At 65.4% G+C, this 25563-nt stretch carries 22 protein-coding genes and 2 pseudogenes; 8 read left to right on the top strand and 16 right to left on the bottom strand.

The annotated features are described in order from the left end of the window. A pseudogene (locus tag DU475_RS02070) lies at positions 1-459 on the bottom strand (hypothetical protein); the annotation flags it as partial. A 275-nt stretch (positions 460-734) separates the two neighbouring features. On the opposite strand from DU475_RS02070, the gene DU475_RS02065 reads away from it, so the two are divergent. The 3 genes and pseudogenes from DU475_RS02065 (at position 735) to DU475_RS02055 (ending at position 5609) form a co-directional block, all read left to right on the top strand. Beyond that, positions 735-1802 (top strand): YeiH family protein, encoded by a 1068-nt coding sequence (locus DU475_RS02065; protein ID WP_164630392.1) that lies wholly within the window; start codon positions 735-737, stop codon positions 1800-1802. After that, positions 1799-2663, top strand: a pseudogene (locus DU475_RS02060) (LysR family transcriptional regulator). The gene DU475_RS02065 and the pseudogene DU475_RS02060 overlap by 4 nt, the downstream one beginning before the upstream one ends. Positions 2664-2822: 159 nt before the next feature. Continuing rightward, positions 2823-5609, top strand: coding sequence for an ATP-binding protein (locus tag DU475_RS02055; RefSeq protein ID WP_164630390.1), 2787 nt, complete (start codon positions 2823-2825; stop codon positions 5607-5609). Here DU475_RS02055 and DU475_RS02050 read toward each other — a convergent pair. Next, entirely contained in the window at positions 5606-7150 is a 1545-nt protein-coding gene (locus DU475_RS02050; protein WP_142882261.1) for an acyl-CoA synthetase, read from the bottom strand. The genes DU475_RS02055 and DU475_RS02050 overlap by 4 nt on opposite strands. Before the next feature lie 147 nt (positions 7151-7297). Beyond that, complete coding sequence (locus DU475_RS02045) at positions 7298-8110, bottom strand: crotonase/enoyl-CoA hydratase family protein (RefSeq protein WP_164630388.1); 813 nt, start codon at positions 8108-8110, stop codon at positions 7298-7300. Positions 8111-8220: 110 nt separating this feature from the next. Here DU475_RS02045 and DU475_RS02040 point away from each other — a divergent pair, with 110 nt between their 5' ends. After that, on the top strand, positions 8221-9093 hold the full coding sequence (locus tag DU475_RS02040) for an SDR family oxidoreductase (protein WP_013503444.1): 873 nt from the start codon (positions 8221-8223) through the stop codon (positions 9091-9093). A gap of 329 nt (positions 9094-9422) precedes the next feature. Continuing rightward, entirely contained in the window at positions 9423-11051 is a 1629-nt protein-coding gene (locus tag DU475_RS02035) for a fatty acid--CoA ligase (RefSeq protein WP_164630386.1), read from the top strand. A gap of 441 nt (positions 11052-11492) precedes the next feature. Here the strand turns inward: DU475_RS02035 and DU475_RS02030 are convergent, their stop codons facing one another. Next, positions 11493-12767, bottom strand: coding sequence for an acyl-CoA dehydrogenase family protein (locus DU475_RS02030; protein ID WP_164630384.1), 1275 nt, complete (start codon positions 12765-12767; stop codon positions 11493-11495). 125 nt (positions 12768-12892) lie between these two features. On the opposite strand from DU475_RS02030, the gene DU475_RS02025 reads away from it, so the two are divergent. Then, positions 12893-13672 carry an enoyl-CoA hydratase-related protein gene (locus DU475_RS02025; protein WP_013503447.1) on the top strand — a complete coding sequence of 260 codons (780 nt, stop codon included), beginning with the start codon at positions 12893-12895 and terminating at the stop codon, positions 13670-13672. Between the two features lie 230 nt (positions 13673-13902). Here the strand turns inward: DU475_RS02025 and DU475_RS02020 are convergent, their stop codons facing one another. The 3 genes from DU475_RS02020 to DU475_RS02010 are packed head-to-tail and all read right to left on the bottom strand — an operon-like array spanning position 13903 to position 16126. After that, a complete protein-coding gene (locus DU475_RS02020; protein ID WP_164630382.1) occupies positions 13903-14301 on the bottom strand; it encodes a DUF6285 domain-containing protein in 399 nt (132 codons plus the stop codon). 18 nt (positions 14302-14319) lie between these two features. Next, positions 14320-15315: a phosphotransferase family protein gene (locus DU475_RS02015; RefSeq protein WP_164630380.1), complete on the bottom strand. Its 996-nt coding sequence runs from the start codon at positions 15313-15315 to the stop codon at positions 14320-14322. A gap of 7 nt (positions 15316-15322) precedes the next feature. Beyond that, positions 15323-16126, bottom strand: a complete 804-nt coding sequence (locus tag DU475_RS02010) for an enoyl-CoA hydratase/isomerase (protein ID WP_047307754.1) — start codon at positions 16124-16126, stop codon at positions 15323-15325. A 168-nt stretch (positions 16127-16294) separates the two neighbouring features. Here DU475_RS02010 and DU475_RS02005 point away from each other — a divergent pair, with 168 nt between their 5' ends. Together DU475_RS02005 and DU475_RS02000 are read left to right on the top strand one after the other, a co-directional pair. Beyond that, positions 16295-17074 carry an SDR family NAD(P)-dependent oxidoreductase gene (locus tag DU475_RS02005; protein WP_013503451.1) on the top strand — a complete coding sequence of 260 codons (780 nt, stop codon included), beginning with the start codon at positions 16295-16297 and terminating at the stop codon, positions 17072-17074. 40 nt (positions 17075-17114) lie between these two features. Beyond that, positions 17115-18626: an acetyl-CoA acetyltransferase gene (locus DU475_RS02000; protein WP_164630378.1), complete on the top strand. Its 1512-nt coding sequence runs from the start codon at positions 17115-17117 to the stop codon at positions 18624-18626. A gap of 5 nt (positions 18627-18631) precedes the next feature. Here DU475_RS02000 and otnI read toward each other — a convergent pair whose 3' ends face one another. The 9 genes from otnI to DU475_RS01955 form a co-directional block, all read right to left on the bottom strand. Continuing rightward, the gene (gene otnI / locus DU475_RS01995) at positions 18632-19408 is read right to left on the bottom strand and encodes a 2-oxo-tetronate isomerase (protein ID WP_047307752.1); all 777 of its coding nucleotides are present in this window, start codon (positions 19406-19408) and stop codon (positions 18632-18634) included. 62 nt (positions 19409-19470) lie between these two features. Then, positions 19471-19725, bottom strand: coding sequence for a hypothetical protein (locus DU475_RS01990; protein WP_164630376.1), 255 nt, complete (start codon positions 19723-19725; stop codon positions 19471-19473). Then, a complete protein-coding gene (locus DU475_RS01985) occupies positions 19722-19919 on the bottom strand; it encodes a hypothetical protein (protein ID WP_205524174.1) in 198 nt (65 codons plus the stop codon). Before DU475_RS01985 ends, DU475_RS01990 begins: the two co-directional genes overlap by 4 nt. 42 nt (positions 19920-19961) lie before the next feature. Continuing rightward, positions 19962-20666: an ABC transporter ATP-binding protein gene (locus tag DU475_RS01980; protein WP_047307749.1), complete on the bottom strand. Its 705-nt coding sequence runs from the start codon at positions 20664-20666 to the stop codon at positions 19962-19964. Continuing rightward, complete coding sequence (locus DU475_RS01975; RefSeq protein ID WP_142882257.1) at positions 20650-21384, bottom strand: ABC transporter ATP-binding protein; 735 nt, start codon at positions 21382-21384, stop codon at positions 20650-20652. Before DU475_RS01975 ends, DU475_RS01980 begins: the two co-directional genes overlap by 17 nt. Beyond that, entirely contained in the window at positions 21381-22367 is a 987-nt protein-coding gene (locus DU475_RS01970; protein WP_013503458.1) for a branched-chain amino acid ABC transporter permease, read from the bottom strand. Before DU475_RS01970 ends, DU475_RS01975 begins: the two co-directional genes overlap by 4 nt. Continuing rightward, positions 22367-23245 (bottom strand): branched-chain amino acid ABC transporter permease, encoded by an 879-nt coding sequence (locus DU475_RS01965; RefSeq protein WP_013503459.1) that lies wholly within the window; start codon positions 23243-23245, stop codon positions 22367-22369. The genes DU475_RS01970 and DU475_RS01965 overlap by 1 nt, the downstream gene beginning before the upstream one ends. A 174-nt stretch (positions 23246-23419) precedes the next feature. Next, on the bottom strand, positions 23420-24667 hold the full coding sequence (locus tag DU475_RS01960) for an ABC transporter substrate-binding protein (RefSeq protein WP_013503460.1): 1248 nt from the start codon (positions 24665-24667) through the stop codon (positions 23420-23422). A gap of 57 nt (positions 24668-24724) precedes the next feature. After that, complete coding sequence (locus DU475_RS01955; protein WP_013503461.1) at positions 24725-25543, bottom strand: putative hydro-lyase; 819 nt, start codon at positions 25541-25543, stop codon at positions 24725-24727. Positions 25544-25563 lie beyond the last annotated feature (20 nt).

Below are 25563 nucleotides of genomic sequence, written 5' to 3'. Positions count from 1 at the left end.
GGTCTGCTGCAGGAAGGCGATCGCCGGCACGCTGAGGCCGAGGATCACGCCGACCACCGAGATCTTCCAGGCACGGATGTGCAGGCCGGCCGAGAACGTGCCGAGCGCCAGCAGCGTCAGCACGCCGAGCGCCGCCGCGAGCCCGCCGAGCTGGCGCGTGACCTGCAGCGACATCAACTGCATGCACAACAGCACCGCGCCCCAGTGCAGCACCTGCGACAACACCAGATAGGCATGCTGATCGGCCGCCCGCGCTTCGCGCCAGCGCGACACCACGCACACCAGACCAATGAACGGCGCCAGAATCACCCAATAAATGCTTGTCGGGGTAAAGCTTGTGTAGGCGACGCCGAACAGCGCCAGCAGCAACATCAGAAGATACGGCCATTCCGAAACGACGAAGCCGCCGATGCCGGAATGCCAATGGGCGCGAGACGCCCCGGATTGCAGGTCGGTCATGATCGATCCTCCAGCAGGCCCCTGTGTAGCACGGAACCGGCGACCGCGCTGCTACCCCAAGGCCCCATCGCGCGACTTGGTAAGCAAGCCACCAAGCAGTCCCGCAAGTCAGCTCAGCGGCAACGATCCGGCGCCGCCACGGTTCCAGAGAGAAGGAACTTGCCGGATGACGGCGCCACGATAGATTAATCTACTAAATCGATTGCTTTAAGAAGAATAATCTGTTTGATTGATTGATCCGCGGACGCGATGGATCGGCAACAAGGAGCCGATCCATGAGCCTGATCACAAATGCCAAGCCGAACCCGCACCATCGTCACCGCCGCACCGCACGTCTCGGGCACCACCTCGCCGCGATCGCGCCCGGCGTGCTGGTGGCCGCCCCGATCGCCGCCGCCGCAGTCGGCCTGCGCGCCATCCCGGGGATGCCCGGCATCTCGCCGATGCTGCTGGCGATCCTGATCGGAATCCTGGCGCACAACGCCGTCGGTACGCCGCCCTGGGCGGTGCCGGGCGTCAAGTTCAGCCTGCGCCGGGTGCTGCGCTTCGCCATCATCCTGCTCGGGCTGCAGCTCACTACCGCGCAACTGATCGAGGTTGGCGGCGAAGGGCTGGCGATCATCGCCGCGACTCTGCTCGCCACCTTCGGCTTCACGGTATGGTTCGGCCGGGTGCTCGGCGTCGACCGCAAGCTGGCCGAACTGATCGCCGCCGGCACCTCGATCTGCGGCGCCTCCGCCATCATCGCCACCAACACCGTCACTCGCGCCGACGACGAGGACGTCGCCTACGGCGTCGCCTGCGTCACCGTGTTCGGATCGCTGGCGATGGTGATCTATCCGCTGCTGCAGAGCGTGTTCGGCCTCGACGCCCACGGCTTCGGGCTGTGGACCGGCGCCTCGATCCACGAGATCGCGCAAGTCGTCGCCGCCAGCTTCCAGGGTGGCCAGAGCGCCGGCGAATTCGGCACCATCGCCAAGCTGTCGCGGGTGATGATGCTGGCGCCGCTGGTGATCGGGCTCGGCATGCTGGCGCGCCGTCGCGCCCGGCATCAGCCTGCCGGCGACAACGCCGCAACGCCGCCGATGCCGTGGTTCGTGCTCGGCTTCGCGGCGATGATCGGCGTCAATCAGTTCGTCGCCATCCCGCACGAGGCCAGGAGCTGGATCGTGGCGATCACCGCCTTCCTTCTGTCGATGGCGCTGGCGGCGATGGGGCTGGAGACCGACTTGCGCAAACTCGCCGCGCGCGGCCTGCGTCCCGCTCTGCTCGGCCTCACCGCCGCGCTGTTCATTGCCGGCTTCGCGCTGGCGCTGATCAAACTCACTGGATGGCACGGATGACACTGGAGCAGCTCCGCATCTTCATCGCAGTCGCCGAACAGCAGCACATGACCCGCGCCGCGAGCGGACTGCACCTCACCCAATCGGCCACCAGCGCGGCGATCGCCGCGCTGGAAGCGCGTCATGGCGTCAAGCTGTTCGATCGCGTCGGCCGCGGCATCGCGCTCACCCAGGCCGGACGCGACTTTCTCGGCGAAGCCCGCGCCGTGCTCGCCCGCGCCCGCGCCGCCGCGCAGGCGCTCGACGACATCGCCGGCCTGAAGCGCGGCGCCCTCAGCCTCGCCGCCAGCCAGACCGTCGGCAATTACTGGCTGCCGCAGCGATTGCTGCGTTTCCAGCAGCGCTATCCGGGCATCGCGCTGCAACTGACGATCGCCAACACCGAGCAGGTCGCCGCCACGGTGCGCGACGGCCGCGCCGACCTCGGCCTGGTCGAAGGCGAGGTCGACGAGCCGCTGCTCAGCGCGACGCCGATCGGCAGCGACGATCTCGTAATCGTGGTCGCTCGCGACCATCCGTGGCGCTCGCTGCAACGTCTGCCCCCCGTCAAGCTCACCACTACCGGCTGGGTAGTGCGCGTTCGAAGCTGCGCTGCGCCGCAGCGGACTGGCGCTCTCCGATCTCGAAGTGCGACTCGAACTGCCGTCTAACGAAGCGATCCGCGCCGCGGTTGAAAGTTCCGACTGCGCCACCGCGATTTCCGCTCTGGTCGCGGCGCCCTCGCTCGCCGCCGGCACGCTTCACATCGTAGGATTCGATCTTCCGCATCGCACATTTCATCTGCTGCGCCACAGGCAGCACAGCGAGAGCCGGGCGGAGAATGCACTGCTTGCTGAATTGTCGGAAACATCTCCGAGCTAATTGGCACGTGGTTACCCGTATCGTCGCAGCGAATTCACAGTTCCAAGAACAGGAACTCACGGACCCGCAACTATCCAAAGAAAACTGAGCGCGTTTGCCCCGCATCGTTGCAGCACAGCGAAAGCCGTGCCTAGCATTGCAACCTTGGAGGGCAGCAAGTTGCGCAAGAGGCTGACGCTTTCGACCAGGCTGGCGATTTTGGTGGTCTCGACGGTGGTGCTGACCGCGATCGGCGTCGGCTATCTCGGCTACCGCAACATCGCGCCGGTGGCGATCGAGCGAACCTTGGCTGGTCTCAACGCCGATGCCTCATCCCAGGCCCGCGACCTGTCGCATCTTGTCAACAGCGTCAGTGCCGATCTGCTCGGCTTCCGCCGCATCATCGGCATCGACGAACTGATCGAACTCAACCTCGATCCGTCGAAGAAGGCCGCCGGCGGAGAGAGCTTGCCGCGATGGCGAGAGCGGATCGGTCGACGTCTGGCGCTGGAACTCGAAAACAAGCCGGATATTGCGCACTATCGACTGATCAGCCTCGGCGCCCCCGGTCGCGACGTGGTCCGCGTCGAGCGGCGGCCAGGGGGCGAAATTCGCGTCTTCGCCGGCGACGAGCTGCGGCGGCCGAGCGGGGCCGCCCTGGTGCAACTCGGGCTCACGGCGGAAGACGGAGACATGGTGGTCTCCACGGTCGAACTCGAGCAGATCGACGATCGCACCGGCACCACGCCGACGCGGCGCCCCGTCCTTCACGTCGTCACCCCGGTGTTCGCCGAGGATGGCCGACGATTCGGCGTGATGGCTGCGACCATCGACCTGCGCAAGCCTTTCACCGGGTTGCGAGCTCCGGTTCACGCCAGCTCCAGAATCTACGTGGTCGATCGGGAGGGCAGCTATCTGTTTCATCCTGACGCCCGGAACACCGACATCACCGCCGATACGGTATCGAACCTAGTGGAGGACTTTCCGGCGCTTGTCGGCGCCTTGACCGGAAACGTCTGGACGCCGGCAGTGATCGCAAACCGTGACGGCGAGCGGTTCGGTGTCGCAGTCCAGCCGATGAACGTCGCCGGCACAGCACCGCTGATGCTGGTCGAAGCGATCGCCGAACAGAACATGACCCGCGGTCCGATGCTGGCGTGGGCGAAATCGACCTTGATCGGCGGCAGCTTCGCGGTGCTGGTCGCTACCGTGCTGGCGGTGGCGTTCGCCCGCAGCCTGGCACGACCGCTATCGGACATGACACGTGCGGTCGAAAGCCTCGGCAGCGGTGCACCGCTGGCGCTGCCCCGCAATGCCGGTGGCGAGATCGGCGTACTGGCCGAAGCGTTCTCCGCAACCATGCAGGAGGCGCGCGACAAGACCGCCGCGCTACGCCGCGAGAAGGAGATTTTCGAGTCGATCATGAACGCGATGGCGGAGGCCGTGCTGCTGATCGATGCCGAAGGCCGGGTGATCTACGAGAACCCCGCCGCCGTGGCGCTGCGCACCGCGCCGTCCGGATGGAGCGGACCGACCTGGGAAAGCTCGGTGGAGTCGTTCCTCACCGATGGCGTGACGCCCCTCGAGGTCGATCAGCGCCCCGGACGGCGGGCAATGCGCGGCGAACCGGTCGACCGCTTCGAACTGATCCTCCACGTGCTCGGCAGCGACAAGATCGTCGACGTCTCCGGCAATGCGCGGCCGATCCGCGACGCCGAAGGCGTGATCAGCGGCGCGGTGGTGGTGTTCACCGACGTCTCCGCCCTCAAGGAGACCGAACGCCGGCTGCACCAGGCGCAGAAGCTCGAGGCGATCGGCCAGCTCACCGGCGGCGTCGCCCACGACTTCAACAACATGCTGACCGTGATCAGCGGCACCGCGGAAATCCTGCTCGACGAGCTCGCCGACCGGCCCGATCTCGTCACCATCGCCAAGATGATCGATCAGGCTGCCGAGCGCGGCGCGGACCTGACCCGGCAGTTACTCGCCTTCGCACGCAAGCAACCGCTGCAGCCGCGTAACATCGACGTCAACACCGTGGTGTCGAATATCAAGCAATTGTTGCGACCGACCATCGGCGAGCACATCGAGATCGACGTCCGACTCGATCCCGCGGTCGACCCGGCGTTGATCGATCCGTCGCAACTGTCGTCGGCGCTGCTCAACCTCGCCGTCAACGCGCGCGACGCGATGCCAGGTGGAGGCAAGCTGCTGTTCGAGACCGCGAATGTGTCGCTCGACGCCGACTATGCCGAGCACCACCCCGAAGTGAAGCCGGGCCGCTACGTCATGATTGCGGTCAGCGACTCCGGCGCCGGCATGGCACCGTCCGTACTGGACAAGGCGTTCGAGCCGTTCTTCACCACCAAGAGTGTCGGCAAAGGCACCGGGCTCGGGCTGAGCATGGTGTACGGCTTCGTCAAACAATCGAACGGCCACATCCAGATCTACAGCGAGCAACGGCACGGCACCACAGTGAAGCTGTATCTGCCGCGGGCCGATTCCGGGATCGACGCGCCGCCTTCGATCATCCCCGTCGAGGGCGGCAGCGAAACTATCCTGCTGGTCGAGGACGAGGAACTGGTCCGCAACTTCGCCCTCGCCCAGCTCCGCGGCCTCGGCTATCGCACCATCGCGGCGGCGGACGGCGCAGCGGCGCTCGCCGAGGTCAGACGTGGCACGCCGTTCGACCTGCTACTGACCGATATCATCATGCCCGGCGGGCTCAACGGCCGCGAGCTGGCCGATGCGGTGGCGCGGATTCGGCCTGTGAAGGTGCTGTACACCTCGGGCTATACCGAGAACGCCATCGTGCACCACGGCCGGCTCGATCCCGGCGTGCTGCTGCTGTCGAAGCCGTTCCGCCGCGCCGATCTGGCGCGGCTGGTCCGCGCGGCGCTGAGTCGTGCCGACCACCGGCCGGCCGACGATCTGGCCGGCACGGAACACAAGAGCGCGGCGAGTTAGATCACCCGGCCGGCATTCGCCCAATACGGATCGCGCAGGCGTCGCTTGAAGATCTTGCCGGAATCCTCGCGCGGCAGCTCCGGCATGATCTTGATGTGCTTGGGCACCTTGTAGTCGGCGAGTGCCAGCTTGAGCTGCGAGCGAACGAAATTCTCGTCCACCGTCACGCCGGGCTGAGGCTCAAGCATCGCCATCAGCGCCTCGCCGAATTCCGCATCCGGAATGCCGAACACCGCGCAATCGTGCACGCCCGGAACCGCGTGCAGCGCCGCCTCGATCTCGGCGGGATAAATGTTGACGCCGCCGGAGATCACCATGTCGCGCTTGCGATCGCAGATGAACACGTAGCCGTCGTCGTCGAGATAGCCCATATCGCCGGAGGTGATGAAACCGTCGCGGTCGATCTCCGCGCGCTTCTCCGGCTTGTTGTGATAGGTGAAGTCCGGATTGCCGGCGATCCGCGAAAAGATCTCGCCGATCTGCCCCTGCGGCACTTCGTTGCCGTCGTCGTCGATGAACTTCAGCTCGGCGCCGTGCGCAATCTTGCCGACGGTGCCTGGCTTGTTCAGCGCGTCTTCGGACGTCGCGAACGTCACGGCGCCGCTTTCGGTCGAGCCGTAGAACTCGTAGATCACCGGCCCCCACCATGCGATCATCGCACGCTTGACGTCGGCCGGGCACGGCGCGGCGGCGTGGATGACATGGCGCAGCGACGAGACGTCGTATTTGGCGCGCACCTCGGCGGGCAGCTTCATCAGCCGGATGAACATCGTCGGCACCATGAATACGGTGTCGATCTTGTGCTCCTGCACCAGCGCCAAGAACTCTTCGGGGTGGAAGCGCGGCATCAGCACCAGCACGCCGCCGAGCTTGCCGGCGCGGATGCCGAACGAGTTCGGCGCCGAGTGATACAGCGGGCCCGGGCACAGCGCCCGGGCTTGCGGCTTCAGACCGTAGATCGTCGCGCGCATCTTCTCGGCATGCGCCGCCTGCTCCGGCGTCGGCGCGAACCGCTTGACGCCTTTCGGGTGCCCGGTGGTGCCGGAGGTGTAGATCATGTTCTGCGGCTGCGGCAACGCCGGGCCGTCATACGGCTTCTGCTGCGCCATCCAGCCGTCGAGACCGATCGCGCCGGTCGGCGGCGACAGATGATCCGGCGCGATCTTGTAGTTGGCGATCACTTCCGGTGGCGTCGGCACGCTGAGCACCGGAAGGTCCGCCGGGATCGCCGAGGCGACGGCGTGCAACAGATCGGCGTGGCCGATCAGCACCCGGGTTGCGGAATCGGCGATGATGTAGCCGACTTCTTCGGGCTTGAAATGCCAGTTTACCGGCACCGCATAGGCGCCGAGCGTCATCACGCCGTACACCGCCTCCATGAATGCGATATCGTTGCGCATCAGCACGCAGACGCAATCGCCGGGTTTGACGCCGAGCGCCTGCAGTCCGCCGGCGATGGTCGCGACGCGGGCGTTCACTTCGTCGAAGCTGCGGCGGCGGTCGCCGGAAACGATGCCGTGATAAAGCTGGTTCTCAGACATTGTTACTCTCCGATTCTCGAGTCGGGGTTGGCTGCAGCGCGCGAGTATGACGCAACGCTGCGGCGCGTTGATGCGGCGCTTATACGTGAAGACGCCGCGCGATGCGCGCGGCGTCCTCTCGATAAGTCATGTATTTGCCGCGTGGCGCTATGCGTCGATGAAATTCGGCGCGCGCTTTTCCAGATTCGCCCGCACCGCCTCGGTCTGGTTCGGCGAGCCGATCAGTTTCTGTTGCTCGACGCTTTCGGCGAGCAGCGCCGGTCCGGGATCGATCGACAGCTTGTTCATCATCCGCTTGGCGGCGCGGATCGCGTCCGGATTCTTGCCGGCGATCTCGCGCGCCATCGCCAGCGCGGCCTGATACGGATCGTCGACGACCTTGGTGGCGAGGCCGAGACTCACCGCCTCTTGTGCATCGACGACGCGGCCGGTGTAGGTCAATTCGCGCAGCACGTCGTCGCGCAGCAGCGTCGCCAGGATCGGCGTGCCGGCCATGTCGGGCACCAGGCCCCATTTGATCTCCATGATCGACATCCTGGCGTCCGGCGCCATCAGCCGGATGTCGGCACCGAGCGCGAGCTGACAGCCTCCGCCGAACGCGACACCGTGCACCGCAGCAATCACCGGCACCGGCAGCATCCGCCAGCCCCATACCGCCTGCTGCGGTGCGTTGGCCTGGCCGTGGGTGCGCTTGGTCAGGTCGCGAAATTCGCCTCCCGGAATTCCGTTGCCGCCGCTCTCCTTCATCGCGGCGAAACGTCCCATGTCGAGGCCGGCGCAGAACGCCTTGCCCTCCCCCGACAGCACCACGGCGCGCACGCTTTTGTCCTGCGCCAGCCGTTCGGTGGTGCTCACCAACGCCTCGAACATCGCGGCATCGAGCGCATTCATCTTGTCCACGCGCACCAGTCGAACATCGGCGACGCCATCCGTGATCGTCACCGAAACGCGATCGTTCATCGGGAAGTCCCTTCGTTGTTTTGCGTTGCCGCGCTACAGAAAAGCGTTGTCGGGATTTAGTCAATCACCTAATTAACGATCAGCTTCAACTTTCCCAGGCGGTTTTCTTCATGTTCACAGATCAGCTTCTCGCCGGCCGTCGCATCCTCGTCACCGGTGGCGGCACCGGTCTCGGCAAGGCGATGGCGGCGCGCTTCCTGCAACTCGGCGCCGAAGTCCACATCTGCGGCCGCCGCAAGGGCGTGTGCGACGAGACCGCGACCGAACTGATGGACCAGTACGGCGGCAAGGTGATGACCTACGGCGTCGACATCCGCGATGCAGCGGCGGTCGACCATATGGTCGAGACCATCTTCGAGAGCGGGCCGCTCACCGACCTGATCAACAACGCGGCAGGAAATTTCATCTCGCGGAGTGAGGATCTTTCGCCTCGCGGCTTCGACGCCGTCGCCAACATCGTGATGCACGGCACGTTCTACGTCACCCACGCGGTCGGCAAGCGCTGGATCGCCGGCGGCCATCGCGGCAACGTGGTGTCGATCACCACCACCTGGGTGCGCAACGGCAGCCCCTATGTGGTGCCGTCGGCGATGAGCAAGTCGGCGATCCATGCCATGACGATGTCGCTCGCCACCGAATGGGGAAAATACGGCATCCGCCTCAACACCATTGCGCCCGGCGAAATTCCGACCGAAGGCATGAGCAAGCGGATCAAGCCGGGCGACGAGGCCGGTGCCCGCACCATCAAGATGAATCCGATGGGCCGCGTCGGCACCATGGAAGAGCTGCAGAACCTCGCCACCTTCCTGATCTCCGGCGGCTGCGACTGGATCAGCGGCGAAACCATCGCGATGGACGGCGCCCAGGGCCTCGCCATGGGCGGCAACTTCTACCAGCTCCGCGACTGGAGCGACGCCGACTGGGAGCAGGCCAAGGCCTCGATCAAGGCCCAGAACGAAAAAGACCGCGCGCAGCGGGGGTAACCGCCGCCAGTTTGTCATGGCCGGGATCGACGGTGCTGGTTGCTACGCCAACGCAAGCTCACCACCGTCATCCCCTCGGATGCGGGGATCCAGTACTACGGATAGCCTGCGGCTGACCACGAACGCTCTGCAATACTGGGTCGCCCGGACGAGCCGGGCGATGACCAGGTTGTTGTGCGCAGCCATTGTGCCCTGCAACGCCGCCCGGCTCTGCTCTCGCCGCGGCATTTACTTCCCACCCGCGACATTCCCTCCCGCTTGTGTTTGCCTGCGAAGCGCGGCAGACTTCCGGCAAACAACAAGCAACTAATAATATCCAGGGAGTGACAATGTCCGACCTTCAGGAGAAGGCCCGCACGGCCGCCTTCAATTCGCCTGCGCCGGCTGCCTCGTCGGAGCCGGCCACGCTGGCCGATGTGATCCGCGCACAGGCCGAGACCCGCGGCAGCGAGATCGCCTACGAATTCGAAGGCCGCATCAGCACCTTTGCCGACTTCGATCGCCACACCAATCAGGTCGCGCGCGCGCTGCAGGCCTCCGGCGTGCAACCGAACGAGCGCATCGCCTATCTCGGCAAGAACAGCGACATTTATTTCGAGCTGTGGAGTGGCGCGATCAAGGCCAAGGCGGTGATGGCGCCGGTGAACTGGCGCCTTGCAGGGCCGGAGATCGCCTACATCGTCGAAGACTGCAAGGCGGCGATCCTGTTCGTCGGCCCGGAATTCGTCGATCAGGTCCGCGGCCTGAAGGATCAGATCCCGAGCGTGCGCCACATCATCACTACCGAGGGCGGCGCGCCGGAGTGGCAGGACTTTGCCAAATGGCGCGACGCGCAGCCGAGTGACGATCCGCAGGTCGCGATCGCGCCGTCCGACATCGCGATCCAACTCTACACCTCCGGCACTACCGGAAAGCCGAAGGGCGCGATGCTCAGCCACGCCAACTTCCTGTCGCTGGTCCGCGCCGGCCAGGACAACAAACCGGAGTGGAACACCTGGACGCCCGACGACGTGTCGCTGGTGGCGATGCCGGTGTTTCACATCGGCGGCTCCGGCTGGGGCATGATGGGGATCTATCACGGCGCCAAGGGCGTGATCGCGCGCGAATTCGATCCGACCAAGGTGCTCGATTTCTTCGAGCAGTCCGGCATCACCAAGCTGTTCATGGTGCCGGCGGCGATGCAATTCGTGGTGCGGCAGCCGCGTGCGCGCGAGGTCGATTTCTCGCGGCTGAAATACATGCTGTACGGCGCCTCACCGATTCCGGCGGCGCTGTTGAAGGAGTGCATCGAGGTCTTCAAGTGCGGCTTCGTGCAGATGTACGGCATGACCGAGACCACCGGCACCATCGTGGCGCTGCCGCCGGAGGATCATGTCGAAGGGCTGGAGCGGATGCGCTCGGCCGGCAAGGCGCTGCCCGGGGTCGAGATCGCAATCCTCGATCCCGACGGCAAGCCGCTGCCGCCGCGCCAGGTCGGCGAGATCGCCACCCGCTCCGGCTCCAACATGGTGGGCTACTGGAATCTCCCCGACGCCACCAAGAAGACGATCGACGCCGACAACTGGCTGCGCACCGGCGATGCCGGCTACATGGACGAGGACGGCTACGTCTACATCCACGACCGCATCAAGGACATGATCATCTCCGGCGGCGAGAACATCTATCCGGCCGAGGTCGAGAGCGCGATCTGCGATCATCCGGACGTCGCCGAGGTCGCTGTGGTCGGCGTGCCGGACGATCAGTGGGGCGAAGCCGTCAAGGCCGTGGTGGTGATGAAGCCCGGCAAGGAAGCCACCGCGCAGGACATCATCGGCTTCACCCGCACCCGGATCGCCGGCTACAAGACTCCGAAGTCGATCGACTTCATCCCGGCCCTGCCCCGCAACGCCTCCGGCAAGATCCTGCGCCGCCAACTCCGCGACCCGTATTGGAACGGCAAGGACCGCCAGGTGAACTGAGCGGCGGCGTTCAGCTAAACACATCCACCGTCGTCATCGCCCGGCTCGTCCGGGCGCCCCAGTATCGCAGAGCGCTCGTCGCTCTACGGTGCATTCGCCGCGAACGCGCTCGCATACTGGATCCCCCGCAGGCTCGGGGGGATGACGTTTGTAAGCGGGGCAATGCTCACTCCACCTGACAAACGTCAGGCGCGGGCTCGACCCGCGCATCCATCGCGCGCGTCAGCGCGCTAAACCAACCCCGTCATTCGGGGGCGCGAGCGTAGCTCGCAAGACCGTCACGTCGTCATTCCGGGGCGCGCGTAGCGCGAACCCGGAATCTCGAGTGGTGACCACAGTCTCGAGGTGGCAACCATCCGACGATGAACAGCTCTGGATTCCGGGTTCACGCGCTATCGCGCGTGCCCCGGAATGACCAAGGTGAAGTGGTGAGCGTCGCCCTTACCGCTTGTTCGCGCCCATATAGCCGAACAAGAATCCCGCCACCTTCCGCATCTGGATTTCCTCGCTGCCTTCGGTGATGCGATAGCGGCGGTGGTGGCGGTAGATGTGCTCGAACTGTTTGTGGCGCGAATAGCCGATGCCGCCGTGCACTTGAATCGCGCGGTCGGCCGCCTGGCCGCACAGCCGGTTCGCCCAGTAGTTACACATCGACACCTTGTCGGACAGTGTGTGCTCGACCTGCGCCTGGGTCATCTGATCCATCTCCCACGCGGTCTTGCGGATCAGGAGGCGCAGCATCTCGGCCTGGGTGGCAAGCTCGACGAGCGGGAACTGGATCGCCTGGTTGCGCGCCAGTTCTTCGCCGAACGGTTTGCGCTCACGCGCGTACTTCACGCTTTCATTGATGCAGAACACCGCGGCGCCGAGCGACGAGGCTGCCTGACGGATGCGATTCTCGTGCACGAAGCACTGCGCCAGCGACAGGCCGCGGCCTACCTCGCCGAACACCGCCTCCTCGGTGACGAACACATCGGTGAAGCTCACCCGCGGATGGTCGGTCGGCATGTTGAAGGTCCACAAGTACTCTTCGACCTTCACGCCAGTCGCATCGGCCGGCACCAGGAAGCAGGTGATGCCGCGCGCGTCGCCGTCCTTGCCGCCGGTACGGGCGAACAGCGCGCAATGCGTGGCGACGTGCATGCCCGTCGTCCACATCTTCTCGCCGTTGATCACCCAGCCCTTCTTGCCGTCGCGCACCGCCTCTTCGGCGCACGTCTCCATATGGGTGGCGTCCGAGCCGTGATCGGGCTCGGTCAGGCCGAACGTGATGCGATACTTGCCGGTGATCGAGCCGTCGATCATCGCCTTCTGATCGTCGCGGCCGTACAGATCGAGCATCTTCACGATCGGGAAATTGCCGACGATCGAATGCTCGTTCTGCAGATCGTTGTGCAGGCCGAGTCCCTTGGCGGCGAAGTGTTCGCGGATCACCGCCATCCAGAGGTTGGTACCGTCCTGGCCGCCATAGCGCTTCGGAATCGCGAAGCGGAGATGGCCGGCGTCGTCAGCGAGATCCTTCGCCTTGCGCAACAGCTCTTCCCATTCGTGACGCGGCAAGCCGCCGTTCTCGAAATCGGTCCGCGCCCATTCGCGGCGATGATCGAAGAAGCGGATGTTGTCGTCGGCCTGCTCAAGCGGCTTGATCTTCGCGTCGATGAAGCGGTCGAGTTCGGCCAAATAGGCGACCAGATCGGGCGGCAGAGAGAAATCCAAGGCGTGCTCCCACAGTCTTCGTGTTGTTGTTGATCTTGTTAAGCGACCGATTAACATGCGCCGCGCACGACAAGTCAAGCGCGCTTCAGCCGCACAATTCTGCTCAACGAAAAAAGGAAACGCCGATGGCGCTGCAGTTCTCCACCGTCACCCGCAAGGGCCCGATCACCATCGTCACGCTGTCGCGGCCCGAAGTGTACAACGCGCTGCACACCGACGCGCATTTCGAACTCGAAGGCGTGTTCAACGATTTCGCCGCAGATCCCGAGCAGTGGGTCGCGATCGTCACCGGCGCCGGCGACAAGGCGTTCTGCGCCGGCAACGATCTGAAGTGGCAGGCGTCGGGCGGCAAGCGCGGCTGGGGCGAGAGCGGGTTCGGCGGGCTCACCTCGCGTTTCGACTGCGACAAGCCGATCATCGCCGCGGTCAACGGCGTCGCGATGGGCGGCGGCTTCGAGATCGCGCTCGCCTGCGACCTGATCATCGCGGCGGAGAACGCAACCTTTGCGCTGCCCGAGCCGCGCGTCGGCCTCGCCGCGCTCGCCGGCGGCCTGCATCGCCTGCCCCGCCAGATCGGTCTGAAGCGCGCGATGGGCATGATCCTCACCGCCCGCCACGTCCCCGCCCGGGAGGGGCTGGAGCTCGGCTTCGTCAACGAAGTCGTGCCGCAGGGTGAGGCGCTCGCCGCCGCCGAACGCTGGGCCGAAGCCATCTGTGCCGTCTCGCCGATGTCGATCCGCGCCTCGAAGCAGACACTGTCGCGAGGTTTGGAGGTATCACTGCCGCAGGCGATCGCCGAACAGCGCGACTATCCGGCCGTGAAGGCGATGGTGGCGTCGCAGGACTACATCGAAGGACCGAAGGCGTTCTCGGAGAAGCGCGCGCCGAACTGGCAGGGCAAGTAGTTCCTCGCCGCGAGATCTCTTTCGTCATGGCGAGGAGCGCAGCGACGAAGCAATCCGGAAGTTAAATGCAAGGCGACTGGATTGCTTCGCTGCGCTCGCAATGACGACGCGGAACGAAGGGGACACAGCCTCTCCGAGTCATTCCGGGGCGCGAGCGCAGCGAGCTTCGAAGGATGTGGCGACGAATGCTTGCAGCTCATCCTTCGAGGCCGTCGCTTCACGACGGCGCCTCAGGATGACGCAGCCTCTTTGGATTCGCTTCCCTGCATCTCCCGCCGATAGCTCGCATAGTTCGGCTGATCGACGGCGAGTTTGGCCAGCGTGGTGCGCCACAGATGGTCCTTGACGCCGGGCGTCGACAGGTCGACCGCGCCGGAGGCGATGCGATCGGCGAGTTCGGCGTTGAGATTGAACAGCGAGCCGTCATGGCCGAGCAGCGCCTTCAGGCTGGCGTGTTCTTCGGCGTCGCTTTCGCCCGACAACGCCAATTGCCGCGTCACCAGATCGAGTGCATTGATGCCGACCCGCAGCTTGAACGCGGCGTGGCCGGAGATCTGTGGAACGATCTGCTCGCGCAGAAAGTCCGCCACCGACTTGATCAGTTCGTCCGGCCTCGGTTCGTCCTGCATCGCTGCCTCGCTGAATGATTAGCCGCGCGGCGCCAGCAGCCGCAGCAGATCGATTTCGGTTTCCGACGAGCGGCGGCCGATCATCGCGCGCTCCATCGAATGATCGGGGCCTTGACGGAACCGCTGCATCATGCCGCAGCACATGATGCCCCAGCGCAGCGTGCCCATCACTTCCCAGAACTTGACGCGATCCGGATCGACGCGGCCGCCCGCGGCTTCGTAACCTTCGAACATCTCCTCGCGCGAGCCGAGCCCGCCGACCGGCTTGTCGATCTCGCCGAACCGCCAGGAATTGACGCAGATCCAGCCGAGGTCTTCCATCGGATCGCCGCGATGCGCCAGTTCCCAATCCAGCACCGCGCGAACGCCGTCCGGACCGATGATCAGGTTGCCGTGGCGGAAATCGCCGTGCACCAGCGTGACCGCTTTCGACGCGCCGGGGTCGTTGTGGCCGAGCCAGCGCAGCGCCAGTTCGAACACCGGCCGCGGCCAGGCCATGCTGCGATAGTCATCGCGCAGCAGACCGATCTCCTCGCTCGAACTGATCGTCCGCAAGCTCGGCAGCGCGGCACTGTCGATGCCGTGCAGGCCGGCGAGGATGGTGCCGATCTGCCGCGCCAGCTTCGGCCGCGCTTCGGCGAACTGCGCATCGCGCAGGATCTTGCGCGGGATGGTCTCGCCCTCGACGCGCCGCATCACGAAGCCGGCGCCGAGCGCGTCGGCCTCGGTGAGAACGTGCAGCACCTGCGGCGACGGTACGCCGGCCTCATAGGCGAGCCGCATCAGTTCGGCTTCGACGTCGAGACCCGCGGCACGTCCGGAAACGCTGCCGTAGCCCGGCGGCGAACGGCGCAGGATCGCCGCGATATCGCCGTCCGGCCGCTCGATCACGAACGACCAGGTCTCCTGACTGGCGCCGCCCGAAAGCTGCGCGAGATCACGAATGCCGGTCGCGCCAGCGCACCATCCGACCACGCTCTTCTTCAGCGCGTCGGCAATAGCTGCAGCAGCCATGTCGGGCTTATTTGCCCTTGAACTGCGCCGGGCGCTTCTCGAGGAAGGCACCGACGCCTTCCTTGAAGTCCTCGGTCGAGCCGGCGACGCGCTGGCATTCGAATTCGAGGTTGAGCTGCTCTTCGAAAGAGTTCTCCGGCGAGTCCCAATACAGCTTGCGGATCAGCGACAGCGCGATGGTCGGACCGTTGGCGAGGTCGTGGGCGAGCTTCATGGTTTCGCCCCACAGCTCGGCATCCTCGTGCACGCGATTGACGAGGCCCCATTCCAGCGCCTTGTCGGCGGGCAGCTTCTCGCCGAGCAGCGACAATTCGACCGAGCGCGCCTTGCCGACCAGGCGCGGCAGCAGCCAGGTCGAGCCGCAATCCGGCACCAGGCCGATGCGGCGGAACGCCTGCAGGAAGTACGACGACTTGGCGCACAGGATCATGTCGCCCATCAGCGCGAAGCTCATGCCGGCGCCAGCGGCCGGGCCGTTGACCGAGGTGACGATCGGGCAATGCAGCCGGCGCAGCCGGCGCAGGAACGGATGAAACGCAGTCTCGAGCGCGGCACCGGCACCCTTGCCGCCGCCCTGGCTCATGTTGTTGCCGGAGTTGCGGCCCTGCAGATTGGCACCGGTGCAGAACGCGCGACCGGCACCGGTGATCACCAGGCAGCGCACTTCGGCACGCTTCTCCTCGATCGCGTCCAGCGCTTCGCCGAGGCCGCCCAGCATGTCGATCGACACAGCGTTCATCACTTCCTGATGATCGAGTTTCAGGATCGCGACGGCGCCGTCGAAATCGAGCGTGACGTGTTTGAACTGCATAGTTTCCTCGCGCTATCGGTTCGCGGTTATTCCGCGCTGTGGAAGGGTTTTGCGACGTGAAAGCATATTTGATTTTTGCGACGCGCTTGTCCATGGTCCTGCATCGATCACAGCGTCCGCACCGGCCTGCACGGTGTAGCGCGCGACAAACAAAAATGGAAACGCTGGATGAGCATTTTCGATCTGAGCGGCCGCGTCGCGGTCGTCACCGGGGGCAATGGTGGTATCGGCCTCGGCATGGCGCAGGCGCTGGCCGCCGCCGGCTGCAACGTCTCGATCTGGGGCCGCAACGCGGTCAAGAACCACGCCGCGCTCGCCACGATGGCGAAAGCGCCGGGCAAGGTCGACGCACAGATCTGCGACGTCACCGATCCCGCTTCGGTCAAGGCGGCGATGGATGCGACGCTGAAGGCGTTCGGCCGCGTCGACGGCTGCTTCGCCAATGCGGGCATCGGCGGCGGCGGCCGGCAGGCGTTCATCGACCGCACCGAAGAGCAGTGGCGCTCGATGTTCGCGACCAATCTCGACGGCGTGTTCCACGCCTTCCAGGCTGCGGCGCGGCACATGACCGAGCGCGCCGCCGACGGCGATCCGTTCGGCCGGCTGGTCGCGACCTCGAGCCTCGCCTCGATCTTCGGCACCGCGCGGAACGAGCACTACGCGGCCACCAAGGCGGCGATCAACGCGCTGGTGCGCGCGCTCGCGGTCGAACTCGCCCGCTACGACATCACAGCCAACGCGATCCTGCCTGGCTGGATCAAGAGCGACATGACCGCCGGCATCATGGGCAACGACAAATTCGTCGCCAACGTGATGCCGCGTATTCCAGTGCGACGTTTCGGCGAGCCGGAGGATTTCGGCGGCATCGCCGTGTATCTGATGAGCAAGGCGTCGTCGTATCACACCGCCGATACGTTCGTGATCGACGGCGGCTACACCGCGTTCTGACGACACCCGCCTCCATCTTCCGATCAACAAGAAGCAAGAAATGCCGACCACGCTCCCGCCCGAACGCATTCCCGTCATCGCCGGTGTCGGCGAAATCGCCGATCACCCCAAGGACATCGCGCAAGGGCTGGAGCCGCTGACGCTGCTCGAAGCCGCCGTGCAACGCGCCGGCGACGACAGCGCGGCGGGCCTGCTGCCGCAGATCGACTCGCTCGACGTCGTCAACTTCCTGAGCTGGCGCTATCACGCACCGGCCGAGCAACTGGCGACACGGCTCGGCGTCGCGCCGCGTCACTGCTTTTACGGGCCGGTCGGCGGCGAGAGCCCGATCCGGTTCATCCACGAGGCGGCGCTAAGGATCGCCCGCGGCGACGCGCATGTCGCCGTGGTCTGCGGCGCCGAGTCACAATCGACCGCGACCAAGGCGGCGCGCGCCAAGATCGAGCTGCCATGGACGCCGTTTGCGCACGATGCGCCGGAACCGAAGCGCGGCGCGGCGTTCCAGCAGCCGATCGCCTCGACGCTCGGAGTCGCGCGGCCGATCACGGTGTATCCCTTGTATGAGGTCGCCACCGCTGCACATTGGGGCCAGACACCGCGGCAGGCGCTCGACGAATCCGGCGTGTTGTGGTCGCGCTACGCGGCCGCAGCGGCGCGCAATCCGAACGCCTGGATCAAGCGCGCCTTCGCGCCGAACGAGATCACCACGCCTTCGTCCGACAATCGGCTGATCGCCTGGCCCTACACCAAGCTGATGGTCGCCAATCCGAGCGTCAATCTCGGCGCCGCGGTGCTGCTGACCTCACTGGCCAAGGCGCGCGAAGCCGGCATTCCCGAGGACAAGCTGATCTACATCCACGGCGGCGCCTCTGCCGAAGAGCCGCGCGACTATCTCGCCCGCGATCAGTTCGTGCAGAGCCACGCCCAGAACGCGGTGCTGGAGACCATCAAGGCGATGGTCGGCGGCGACGGCCACCGCTTCGACGCGATCGAGCTGTATTCGTGTTTCCCGGTGGTGCCGAAGATGGCGCGGCGCACGCTCGGCCTCGGCGACGACGTCGAGCCGACGGTGACCGGCGGCCTCACATTCTTCGGCGCGCCGCTCAACACCTACATGACCCACGCCGCCTGCGCGATGGTGCGGCGCCTGCGCGGCGGCGCCAAGCTCGGCCTGCTTTACGGCCAGGGCGGCTTCGTCACCAAGCATCACGGACTAGTCGTCTCGCGCACGCCGCCGCAGCAGCCGCTGAGCGAGGACGTCAGCGTCCAGGCCAAGGCCGACGCGGCCAATGGCGCCGTGCCGCGCTTCGTCACCGAGGCCGGCGGTGACGGCAGGGTCGAGACCTTCACGGTGATCTATGACGGCCGCGGCGAGGTCCAGCATGGCGTGGTGATGCTGCGGACCGCTGACGGCGCCCGCGCGCTGGCGCGTGTGCCGTCGCAGGATCAGGCGACGCTCGCGTTCCTGACCGATATGGACCGCAGCCCGGTCGGCACCCGCGGACCGATCACGACCGCGGCCGACGGCGTGCTGGAGTGGCGCCCCGCCTGATCGCGCTATGGCCCCGCGTAGGGGCGAAACCAACCGAGGCCGTCGACCGTCGCGGCGCGCGGCCGATATTCGGCACCGACGAAACCAGCGTAGCCGAGCCGGTCGAGTTCGGCGAACAGGAACGGATAGTTCAGCTCCTCGCCGTCCGGCTCGTGCCGCGACGGCACGCTGGCGACCTGAACATGGCCGATCACCGGCAGCATCTCGCGCAGCCGCGTGGTGACGTCGCCATGCAGGATCTGGCCGTGATAGACGTCGAACTGCAGCTTCAGATTGGCAATAGCCAGCTCGCGGACGAGGTCGTGCGCGAAGTCGACGTCGTCGAGGAAATAGCCGGGCGCGTCGCGGCGGTTGAGCGGTTCGACCAGCACATCGATGCCGTGCGGCGCGAAGAAATGCGCGGCGACTGCCAGCGATCGCCGAAACGCCAGCGCCGCGGCGCCGTCGCGGCGGTCGGCATTGCCGGCGAGCAGATGCAGCCGCTTCACGCCGGTAGCGAGCGCATACGGCAGCGCGGTGTGCAGGCTGCTCTGCAATTCGTCGAACTTGTCCGGCCGCGCCGCAAATCCCTTCTCGCCGGCGGCCCAGTCGCCCGGCGGCAGATTGAACAACGCCAGCGTCAGGCGATTGCGCTGCAGCCGCTCGGCGATGGCGGCGGGCTCGAACTCGTAGGGAAACTGAAACTCCACCGCATCGAAACCCGCCGCCCGCGCCGCATCGAAGCGGTCGAGAAAGGCGTGCTCGGTGAACATCAGGCTGAGATTGGCTGAGAAGCGCGGCATCGGATGATTATCCCCGGGAGACACCTGACCTTAGCGCATTCGAACTTTGTGCATCGCTGCCGTCATCGGAGCATCGCATCATAGTCGGCGTGGCTGCCAATCCAGAACCACAACTGCCCCTCGTCCACCGGCACAGCGAGCGCCCGGTAACCGAGGCCAACTCCTACCGAATACAGATTGCCGACTTTCTTGAAATGCAACGATGGATGACTTCCATCGGCCTTCAACAGAGCGAAGTTCTTGTCGGCGAGAGCGCGGATCGGCTGAGGCAACGCCCGATAGGCTATCCAAAATCGGGAGCTCGCAAAATGCCTCACAGCTCTCGTGAGCCGCCGCGCCGATGTTCGGCAATGGCGTCTGCCGCCAAGTCGTCCAACCGTGCTCCAGCCGCGTCTCGCGCGATCCGCTCGTCGAAACGCGCAGCATCAAAAGCCACGCACCATGCGCGAAACCGCGCGAGTTGGTCGGCCGGAAGCTGCTCGACTGCCTTCTCGATATCCTCGACGCTCATGGACACAGTGTACCACGGCACACGAGCCGTGAGAACCAGCTCTTACAACCCCAGATACGCCTTCCGGACGTCCGGGTTGTCCATCAGCTCGGCGGCCCTGCCCTGCATCTGGACGCGGCCGGTCTGCAGGATGTAGGCGCGGTCAGCGATTTCGAGGCATTCGGCCATGCGCTGCTCGACGATCAGCACGGTCATGCCGGCATCGCGGATCTTCTTCACCGACTGGAAGATCTCACTGACCAGCTTCGGCATGATGCCCTGCGATGGCTCGTCGAGCATCAGCAGGCGCGGCCGGGTCATCAGCGCGCGGCCGATCGCCAGCATCTGCTGCTCGCCGCCGGAGAGTGTCTCGGCGCGCTGCTCCAGCCGCTCCTGCAACCGCGGAAACAGGCTGAACACGAACTCCAGCGGCTGTTCGCGATCGGCCTTGCCGCGATACAGATAGCTGCCGAGCCTGAGATTGTCGTGCACCGACAGCCGCGGAAACAGCCGGCGATTCTCCGGCACATAGGCGACACCGCGCGCGGTGATCAGATGCTGCGCCACGCCGTCGAGGCGCTCGCCGTCGAACAGCACCTGGCCGGAGCGGATCCGCTCGGCGCCGGCGATCGATTTCAGCAGCGTCGACTTGCCCGCACCGTTGGCGCCCGCGACGCAGACGATCTCGCCCTTCTCGACCTCGATCGAGACGTTCGATATCGCGACCAGCCCCTTATAGGCGGTGGTGACCTCACGCACCGACAGCATGACGATCCCCAAGATAAGCAGTGATGACTTTCGGGTCGCGCACCACGTCGGCCGGCTTGCCTTCGGTGAGCACCTTGCCGAGGTCGAGAACGATGGCACGGTCGACCAGCGGCATGACGATTTCCATGACGTGTTCGACCATCAGCACCGTGACGCCGGCATCGCGGACGCGGCGCACCAGTTCGACGCCCTTCTCCGCTTCGGTGGGCGTCAGGCCGGTGAGCACCTCGTCGAGCAGCAGCAGCTTCGGCTCGGTGGCGAGCGCGCGAGCGACCTCGAGCCGGCGCTTTTCCGAGGGAATGAGCTGGCTGGCGAGCACGTCGGCGCGTGCATCCAGGCCGCAGAACTTCAGCACCTCATGCGCCTTGCGCCGTGCCTCGCGCATCACCGTGGTGCGGATCAGCGCACCGACGATGACGTTGTCGATCACCGTCATCGACTCGAAGCTCTTCACCACCTGGAAGGTCCGCCCGATGCCGCGGGCACAGCGCGCGGTGGCCGGCAGCCTGGTGACGTCTTGGCCGTCAAAGATGATCGAGCCTTGGGTCGGCGGCAGCACGCCGGCGATCAAATTGAACAGCGTCGACTTGCCGGCACCGTTCGGGCCGATCAGGCCGACGATTTCGCCGCGCTGAACCGAGATCGACACGTCGGAATTGGCGACCAGGCCGCCGAAGCGCTGCCAGACTCCGCGGGTCTCAAGCAGAGGCGTCGTCATTGCGGCGCTCCCTTCGAGGCCGGCTTGCGCGAGAACAGGCCGAGCAGACCTTCTGGCCGCGCCAGCGAGATCAGCACGATCACGCTGCCGTACAGGATCAGGTCGACACCCCGGCCCGAGCCGCCGACGAACGACCGCGTCAGTTCGGTGAGCGGAATCAGGATGGCCGCACCGAGCACCGGCCCCCACAGCGTTCCGATGCCGCCGAGTACGGCCGGCAACGCCATCAGCAGCGAGAACTGGAAGGTCATCACGCTTTCAGGGTCGATGTAGGACACAAACATCGCATAGAAGCTGCCGCCGACCGCGGTGAGAAACGCCGACACCGCAGCGGCGCCCATCTTGGAGTTGAATACCACCACGCCGAGGCTTTCGGCGGCTTCGGGGTTGTCCTTCACCGCCCGCCACCAGTAGCCCCACTTCGAATCCTGCAGCCACCAGGTGATCAGCCAGGCGAGGCAGCAGAACACCAGGGCGAAATAGTAGTAAGGCAGCTTGCTGCGGGTGAATTGGAACTTGGCCCAGCTATCGCCGCGCACCGGAATGTCGATGCCGAGCGCCGCCCCGGCCCAGTCCCAATTGTGGAACAGCAGGAAGCCGATCTCGGCGATGACGATGGTGGCGATGACGAAGTAGTGCCCGCGCAGCCGGAACGTGGGATAGCCGAGCGCCAGCGCGATCACCGACGAGATGATGCCGCCGCCGAGCATACCGAACCACGGCAGCACGCCGAGCTTGGTGAACAACAGCGCGGTAGTGTAGGCGCCGAGCCCGAAATACAGCGCGTGGCCGAGCGAGATCTGGCCGCAATAGCCGCCGAGGATGTTCCACGCTTGCGACAGCGCCGCGTACATCAGGGTCAGCACCATGATGTTCTGGACGTAGACGTCCTTGACGAACAGCGGTGCGCAGGCCGCAAGGGTCGCGAGCAAGGCGGCGACGATCAGGTCGCGGCGGCGGCGATTGAGGTGAGCCTCGTCCATCAGATCGATCCGAACAGGCCACGCGGCCGAATGAAGACAACCAGCAGATAGACGGCGTAGATGCCGATCGATTTCAGCGACGGCGGCAGGATCATCGCGGTGGTCGCCTCGACCAGGCCGACGATGATGCCGCCGGCGAAGGCGCCGAACACGCTGCCGAAACCGCCGAGCGCCACGGTGACGTAGGCGATCAGCGCGAACGAGGCGCCGACATCGGGATAGATGTAGAAGAACACCGCCATCACCGCACCGGCCAGGCCGATCAGCGCCGAACCGAGCCCCCAGCCGAGTGCGAACACCTTGTTCTTGTCGATGCCGACCAGGGCCACCGCGCCGGCATCCTCGCGGGTCGCCTCCAGGGCGCGGCCGAAATCGGTCTTCTTCATAAAGAAGTACAGCGCGCCGAACGCAGCGATCGACACCAGCGCACCGACCAGTTGCGGCACCGGCAGGAACACCCCGCCGATCTCGATCGTCTTGCCGCCAAGCCAGGATACGTTGATGCTGCGATAGTCCGGCGTGAAGAAATACTGTGCCAAACCGCGCATCAGGATCGCGAGCCCGAACGTGGTGAAGATCTGCACCATGCCGATATTGGCCTTGGCCCGCATCGCAAATCGAACGACCAATAAGTAGATCACCGCGCCGAACAGGAACATCGCCGCGCCGACCAGGGGAGCGGCGAGGATCGGGTCGATCGCGAAGAACACGAACAGAAAGAAGGTGATGTACATCGCCAACATCAGGAATTCGCCATGGGCGAAGTTGGTGACGTCCATCAGGCCGAAGATCAGAGCCAGGCCGACCGCGACCAGGCCGTACAGAAGCCCCATCAGCAGACCGCTGGCGAGAGACTGGATGATTGTCGCGGTGGTCAAAGGCAATGCCTCTCGGTTTGTCGTCCCCGCGCAGGCGGGGACCCATAACCACCGGCCCGCGCTTTGGCGCGCAGCCGGCGGGACATCGTCATTCAGCCGTGACTGCCGGGAGTATGGGTCCCCGCCTGCGCGGGGACGACACTGTGCCCGAGGTCATGGCGTTCAATCGAGCGCTTACGGCATCGGCCAGATCGCATCGGCGACCGCGGCCTGGGTCGGGAAGATGGTGACGAACTTGCCGCCGACATATTGCAGCAACACCGGGTCGGCGAAGGTGTTCTGGCCGGTCTCGTCGAACTTCACCCGGCTCCACGGCATGATGGTCTGTTCGCCCGGCATGTCGGTGGCGGCCAGCGCCTCGCGGATCTTCTCGCCGTCGGTCGATTTGGCGCGGTTGATGGCGTCGGCCATCACGATCAGGCCCATGAACTGCCGCGACGAGTAGTCGTTGAAATCCTTGCCGGACTTCTCCTTGTACATGTCGTTGATCTTGCCGACCATCGGCCGCTTCTGGGCGAGGTCGATCGAGAACGACCCGCGCGAGATCACGCCCGGGATCTTGTCGCCGACCGCATCGTACAGCGCCTTTTCGGAGAAGCCGGCATCCTGCGCGACGATGTTCTTGGCCTTGTAGCCGAGCTCGCCCATGGTGCGGATCAGCAGAATGCCGTCGGTGGTGTAGCTCGACGGCATCAAAACGTCGGCGTTGGCGGCCTTGAGCTGCTGCACCTCTGCGGTGAGCGAAGGCGAGTTGGCCCGATACTTGATATCGGCGGCGATCTTGTAGCCGCGCTCCTGGGCGAGCTTGAGCTGCGCGTTCGAGGAATCGGTGCCGAAAATGGTGTCCTCGTGGAACAGCGCCAGCGTCTCGATCTTCTGCCCCTTCTTCTTCAGCGCATCGAAGAAATCGAACATCGCCTGCGAAAACATCTCGTCGTGCGGCGCCGGGCGGAAGTAGTATTTCAGTCCGCGGCGGTGCAGGCTCGGCGATGAATTGTCGGCCGACAGGAACGGCACCTGATAGCGTTCACAGATCTGACTGACGGTCACGGCGACGGCGCTCTGATAGGTGCCGATGATGGCGGAGACCTTTTCCTGCGTGATCAGTCGCTCGGCTTCGGCGCGACCCTTCTGCGGATCGGCCTGATGGTCGGCGAACACCAGGCGGATCTTGGCGCCGCCGAGGCCGGGCAGCCCCTCGCCGCGCGCCAGCGGCAGGTCGTAGTCGTATTTGTTGTTGATCAGCTCGGCGGCGGTCTGGAACGCCTTCTGTGCATCGACGCCGATCTGAGCGCTCGATCCCGACAACGGGTAGATCACACCGATGACGACTTCCTTGGTCTCGGCGCGTGCCGTCGCGAACGGCAGCAAAGCGGCGCTGGCCGCGCTGCCGAGAACGAGGTTACGGCGATTGATCTTCATGACGTCTTCCTTTGCTACCAGCGTTGGGAGTGAAGCGGTCAGAGGTTCTATTCGGCGTTACAGCACGGCAAGGTGCTTGTTCTTCAGGTCGGTGACAAGCATCAAGCCGGGCGCATGGGTGATGGCGAACGGGACTTTAGCGGCGGCAATCACGGCCTGGGGAGTGACACCGCAGGCCCAAAACACTGGTAATTCGTCGGAGCCGATCGGCACCGGATCGCCATAGTCGGGCCTCGCGATGTCGGCGATCCCGATCGACTGCGGCAATCCGATATGCACCGGTGCACCGTGCACGGAGGGAAACCGCGAGGTGATCTGGACCGCGCGGATCGCGTCTTTCGGCTTCAGCGGCCGCATCGACACCACCATCGGGCCCGCGAACGGACCGGCCGCTGCGCAGGGGATGTTGGTGCGATACATCGGCACCCGCACCTTCTGCTCGATGTGGCGGATCGGAATATCGTCGGCAAGCAGCGCCTCCTCGAATGAGAACGAGCAGCCGATCACGAACGCGACCAGATCGTCGCGCCAGTGCGCGGTGATATCAGTCGGCTCCTCGACCAGCTCGCCGTCGCGCCACACCCGATAGCGCGGCAAGTCGGTGCGGATGTCGAGGTCGATGCCGAGCGAGGGAATCATCGGATCGCCGACATCGGACATGCCGATGATCGGGCACGGCTTGGGATTGAGCTGACAGAACCGGTGGAACGCGGCGGCGTATTTTTCCGGCAGGATCGCCAGATTTCCCTGGACGAAACCCGGCGCCACGCCAGCCGTGGTGTCGGCGAGCCCGGCGCGGCAGGCGAGCCGGGCCTGGTGGGAAGGAAGCGACCTGTCGAGGTCAGGGAACTGTTGCTTTGCCGCAAAAACAGTCATTCGCTCATCCTGCCTAGTCT

The sequence above is a fragment of the Rhodopseudomonas sp. WA056 genome (genome assembly GCF_010906995.1).
Classification (GTDB): domain Bacteria; phylum Pseudomonadota; class Alphaproteobacteria; order Rhizobiales; family Xanthobacteraceae; genus Rhodopseudomonas; species Rhodopseudomonas palustris_G.
Note: the sequence above shows the minus strand (reverse complement) of the source record. Positions and strands in the feature narration are given on the sequence as shown.

Excerpts from the sequence above, each read along its gene's own strand:
- DU475_RS01985 (WP_205524174.1), bottom strand. The coding sequence starts at position 19,919 with ATGAGCGTCGAGGATATCGAGAAGGCAGTCGAGCAGCTTCCGGCCGAC.
- DU475_RS02065 (WP_164630392.1), top strand. The coding sequence starts at position 735 with ATGAGCCTGATCACAAATGCCAAGCCGAACCCGCACCATCGTCACCGC.
- DU475_RS02040 (WP_013503444.1), top strand. The coding sequence starts at position 8,221 with ATGTTCACAGATCAGCTTCTCGCCGGCCGTCGCATCCTCGTCACCGGT.
- DU475_RS02015 (WP_164630380.1), bottom strand. The coding sequence starts at position 15,315 with ATGGCTGCTGCAGCTATTGCCGACGCGCTGAAGAAGAGCGTGGTCGGA.
- DU475_RS02035 (WP_164630386.1), top strand. The coding sequence starts at position 9,423 with ATGTCCGACCTTCAGGAGAAGGCCCGCACGGCCGCCTTCAATTCGCCT.
- DU475_RS01955 (WP_013503461.1), bottom strand. The coding sequence starts at position 25,543 with ATGACTGTTTTTGCGGCAAAGCAACAGTTCCCTGACCTCGACAGGTCG.
- DU475_RS02010 (WP_047307754.1), bottom strand. The coding sequence starts at position 16,126 with ATGCAGTTCAAACACGTCACGCTCGATTTCGACGGCGCCGTCGCGATC.
- DU475_RS02045 (WP_164630388.1), bottom strand. The coding sequence starts at position 8,110 with ATGAACGATCGCGTTTCGGTGACGATCACGGATGGCGTCGCCGATGTT.
- DU475_RS01960 (WP_013503460.1), bottom strand. The coding sequence starts at position 24,667 with ATGAAGATCAATCGCCGTAACCTCGTTCTCGGCAGCGCGGCCAGCGCC.
- DU475_RS02050 (WP_142882261.1), bottom strand. The coding sequence starts at position 7,150 with ATGTCTGAGAACCAGCTTTATCACGGCATCGTTTCCGGCGACCGCCGC.
- DU475_RS02025 (WP_013503447.1), top strand. The coding sequence starts at position 12,893 with ATGGCGCTGCAGTTCTCCACCGTCACCCGCAAGGGCCCGATCACCATC.
- DU475_RS01970 (WP_013503458.1), bottom strand. The coding sequence starts at position 22,367 with ATGGACGAGGCTCACCTCAATCGCCGCCGCCGCGACCTGATCGTCGCC.
- DU475_RS02020 (WP_164630382.1), bottom strand. The coding sequence starts at position 14,301 with ATGCAGGACGAACCGAGGCCGGACGAACTGATCAAGTCGGTGGCGGAC.
- DU475_RS02000 (WP_164630378.1), top strand. The coding sequence starts at position 17,115 with ATGCCGACCACGCTCCCGCCCGAACGCATTCCCGTCATCGCCGGTGTC.
- DU475_RS01980 (WP_047307749.1), bottom strand. The coding sequence starts at position 20,666 with ATGCTGTCGGTGCGTGAGGTCACCACCGCCTATAAGGGGCTGGTCGCG.
- DU475_RS02005 (WP_013503451.1), top strand. The coding sequence starts at position 16,295 with ATGAGCATTTTCGATCTGAGCGGCCGCGTCGCGGTCGTCACCGGGGGC.
- otnI (WP_047307752.1), bottom strand. The coding sequence starts at position 19,408 with ATGCCGCGCTTCTCAGCCAATCTCAGCCTGATGTTCACCGAGCACGCC.
- DU475_RS01975 (WP_142882257.1), bottom strand. The coding sequence starts at position 21,384 with ATGACGACGCCTCTGCTTGAGACCCGCGGAGTCTGGCAGCGCTTCGGC.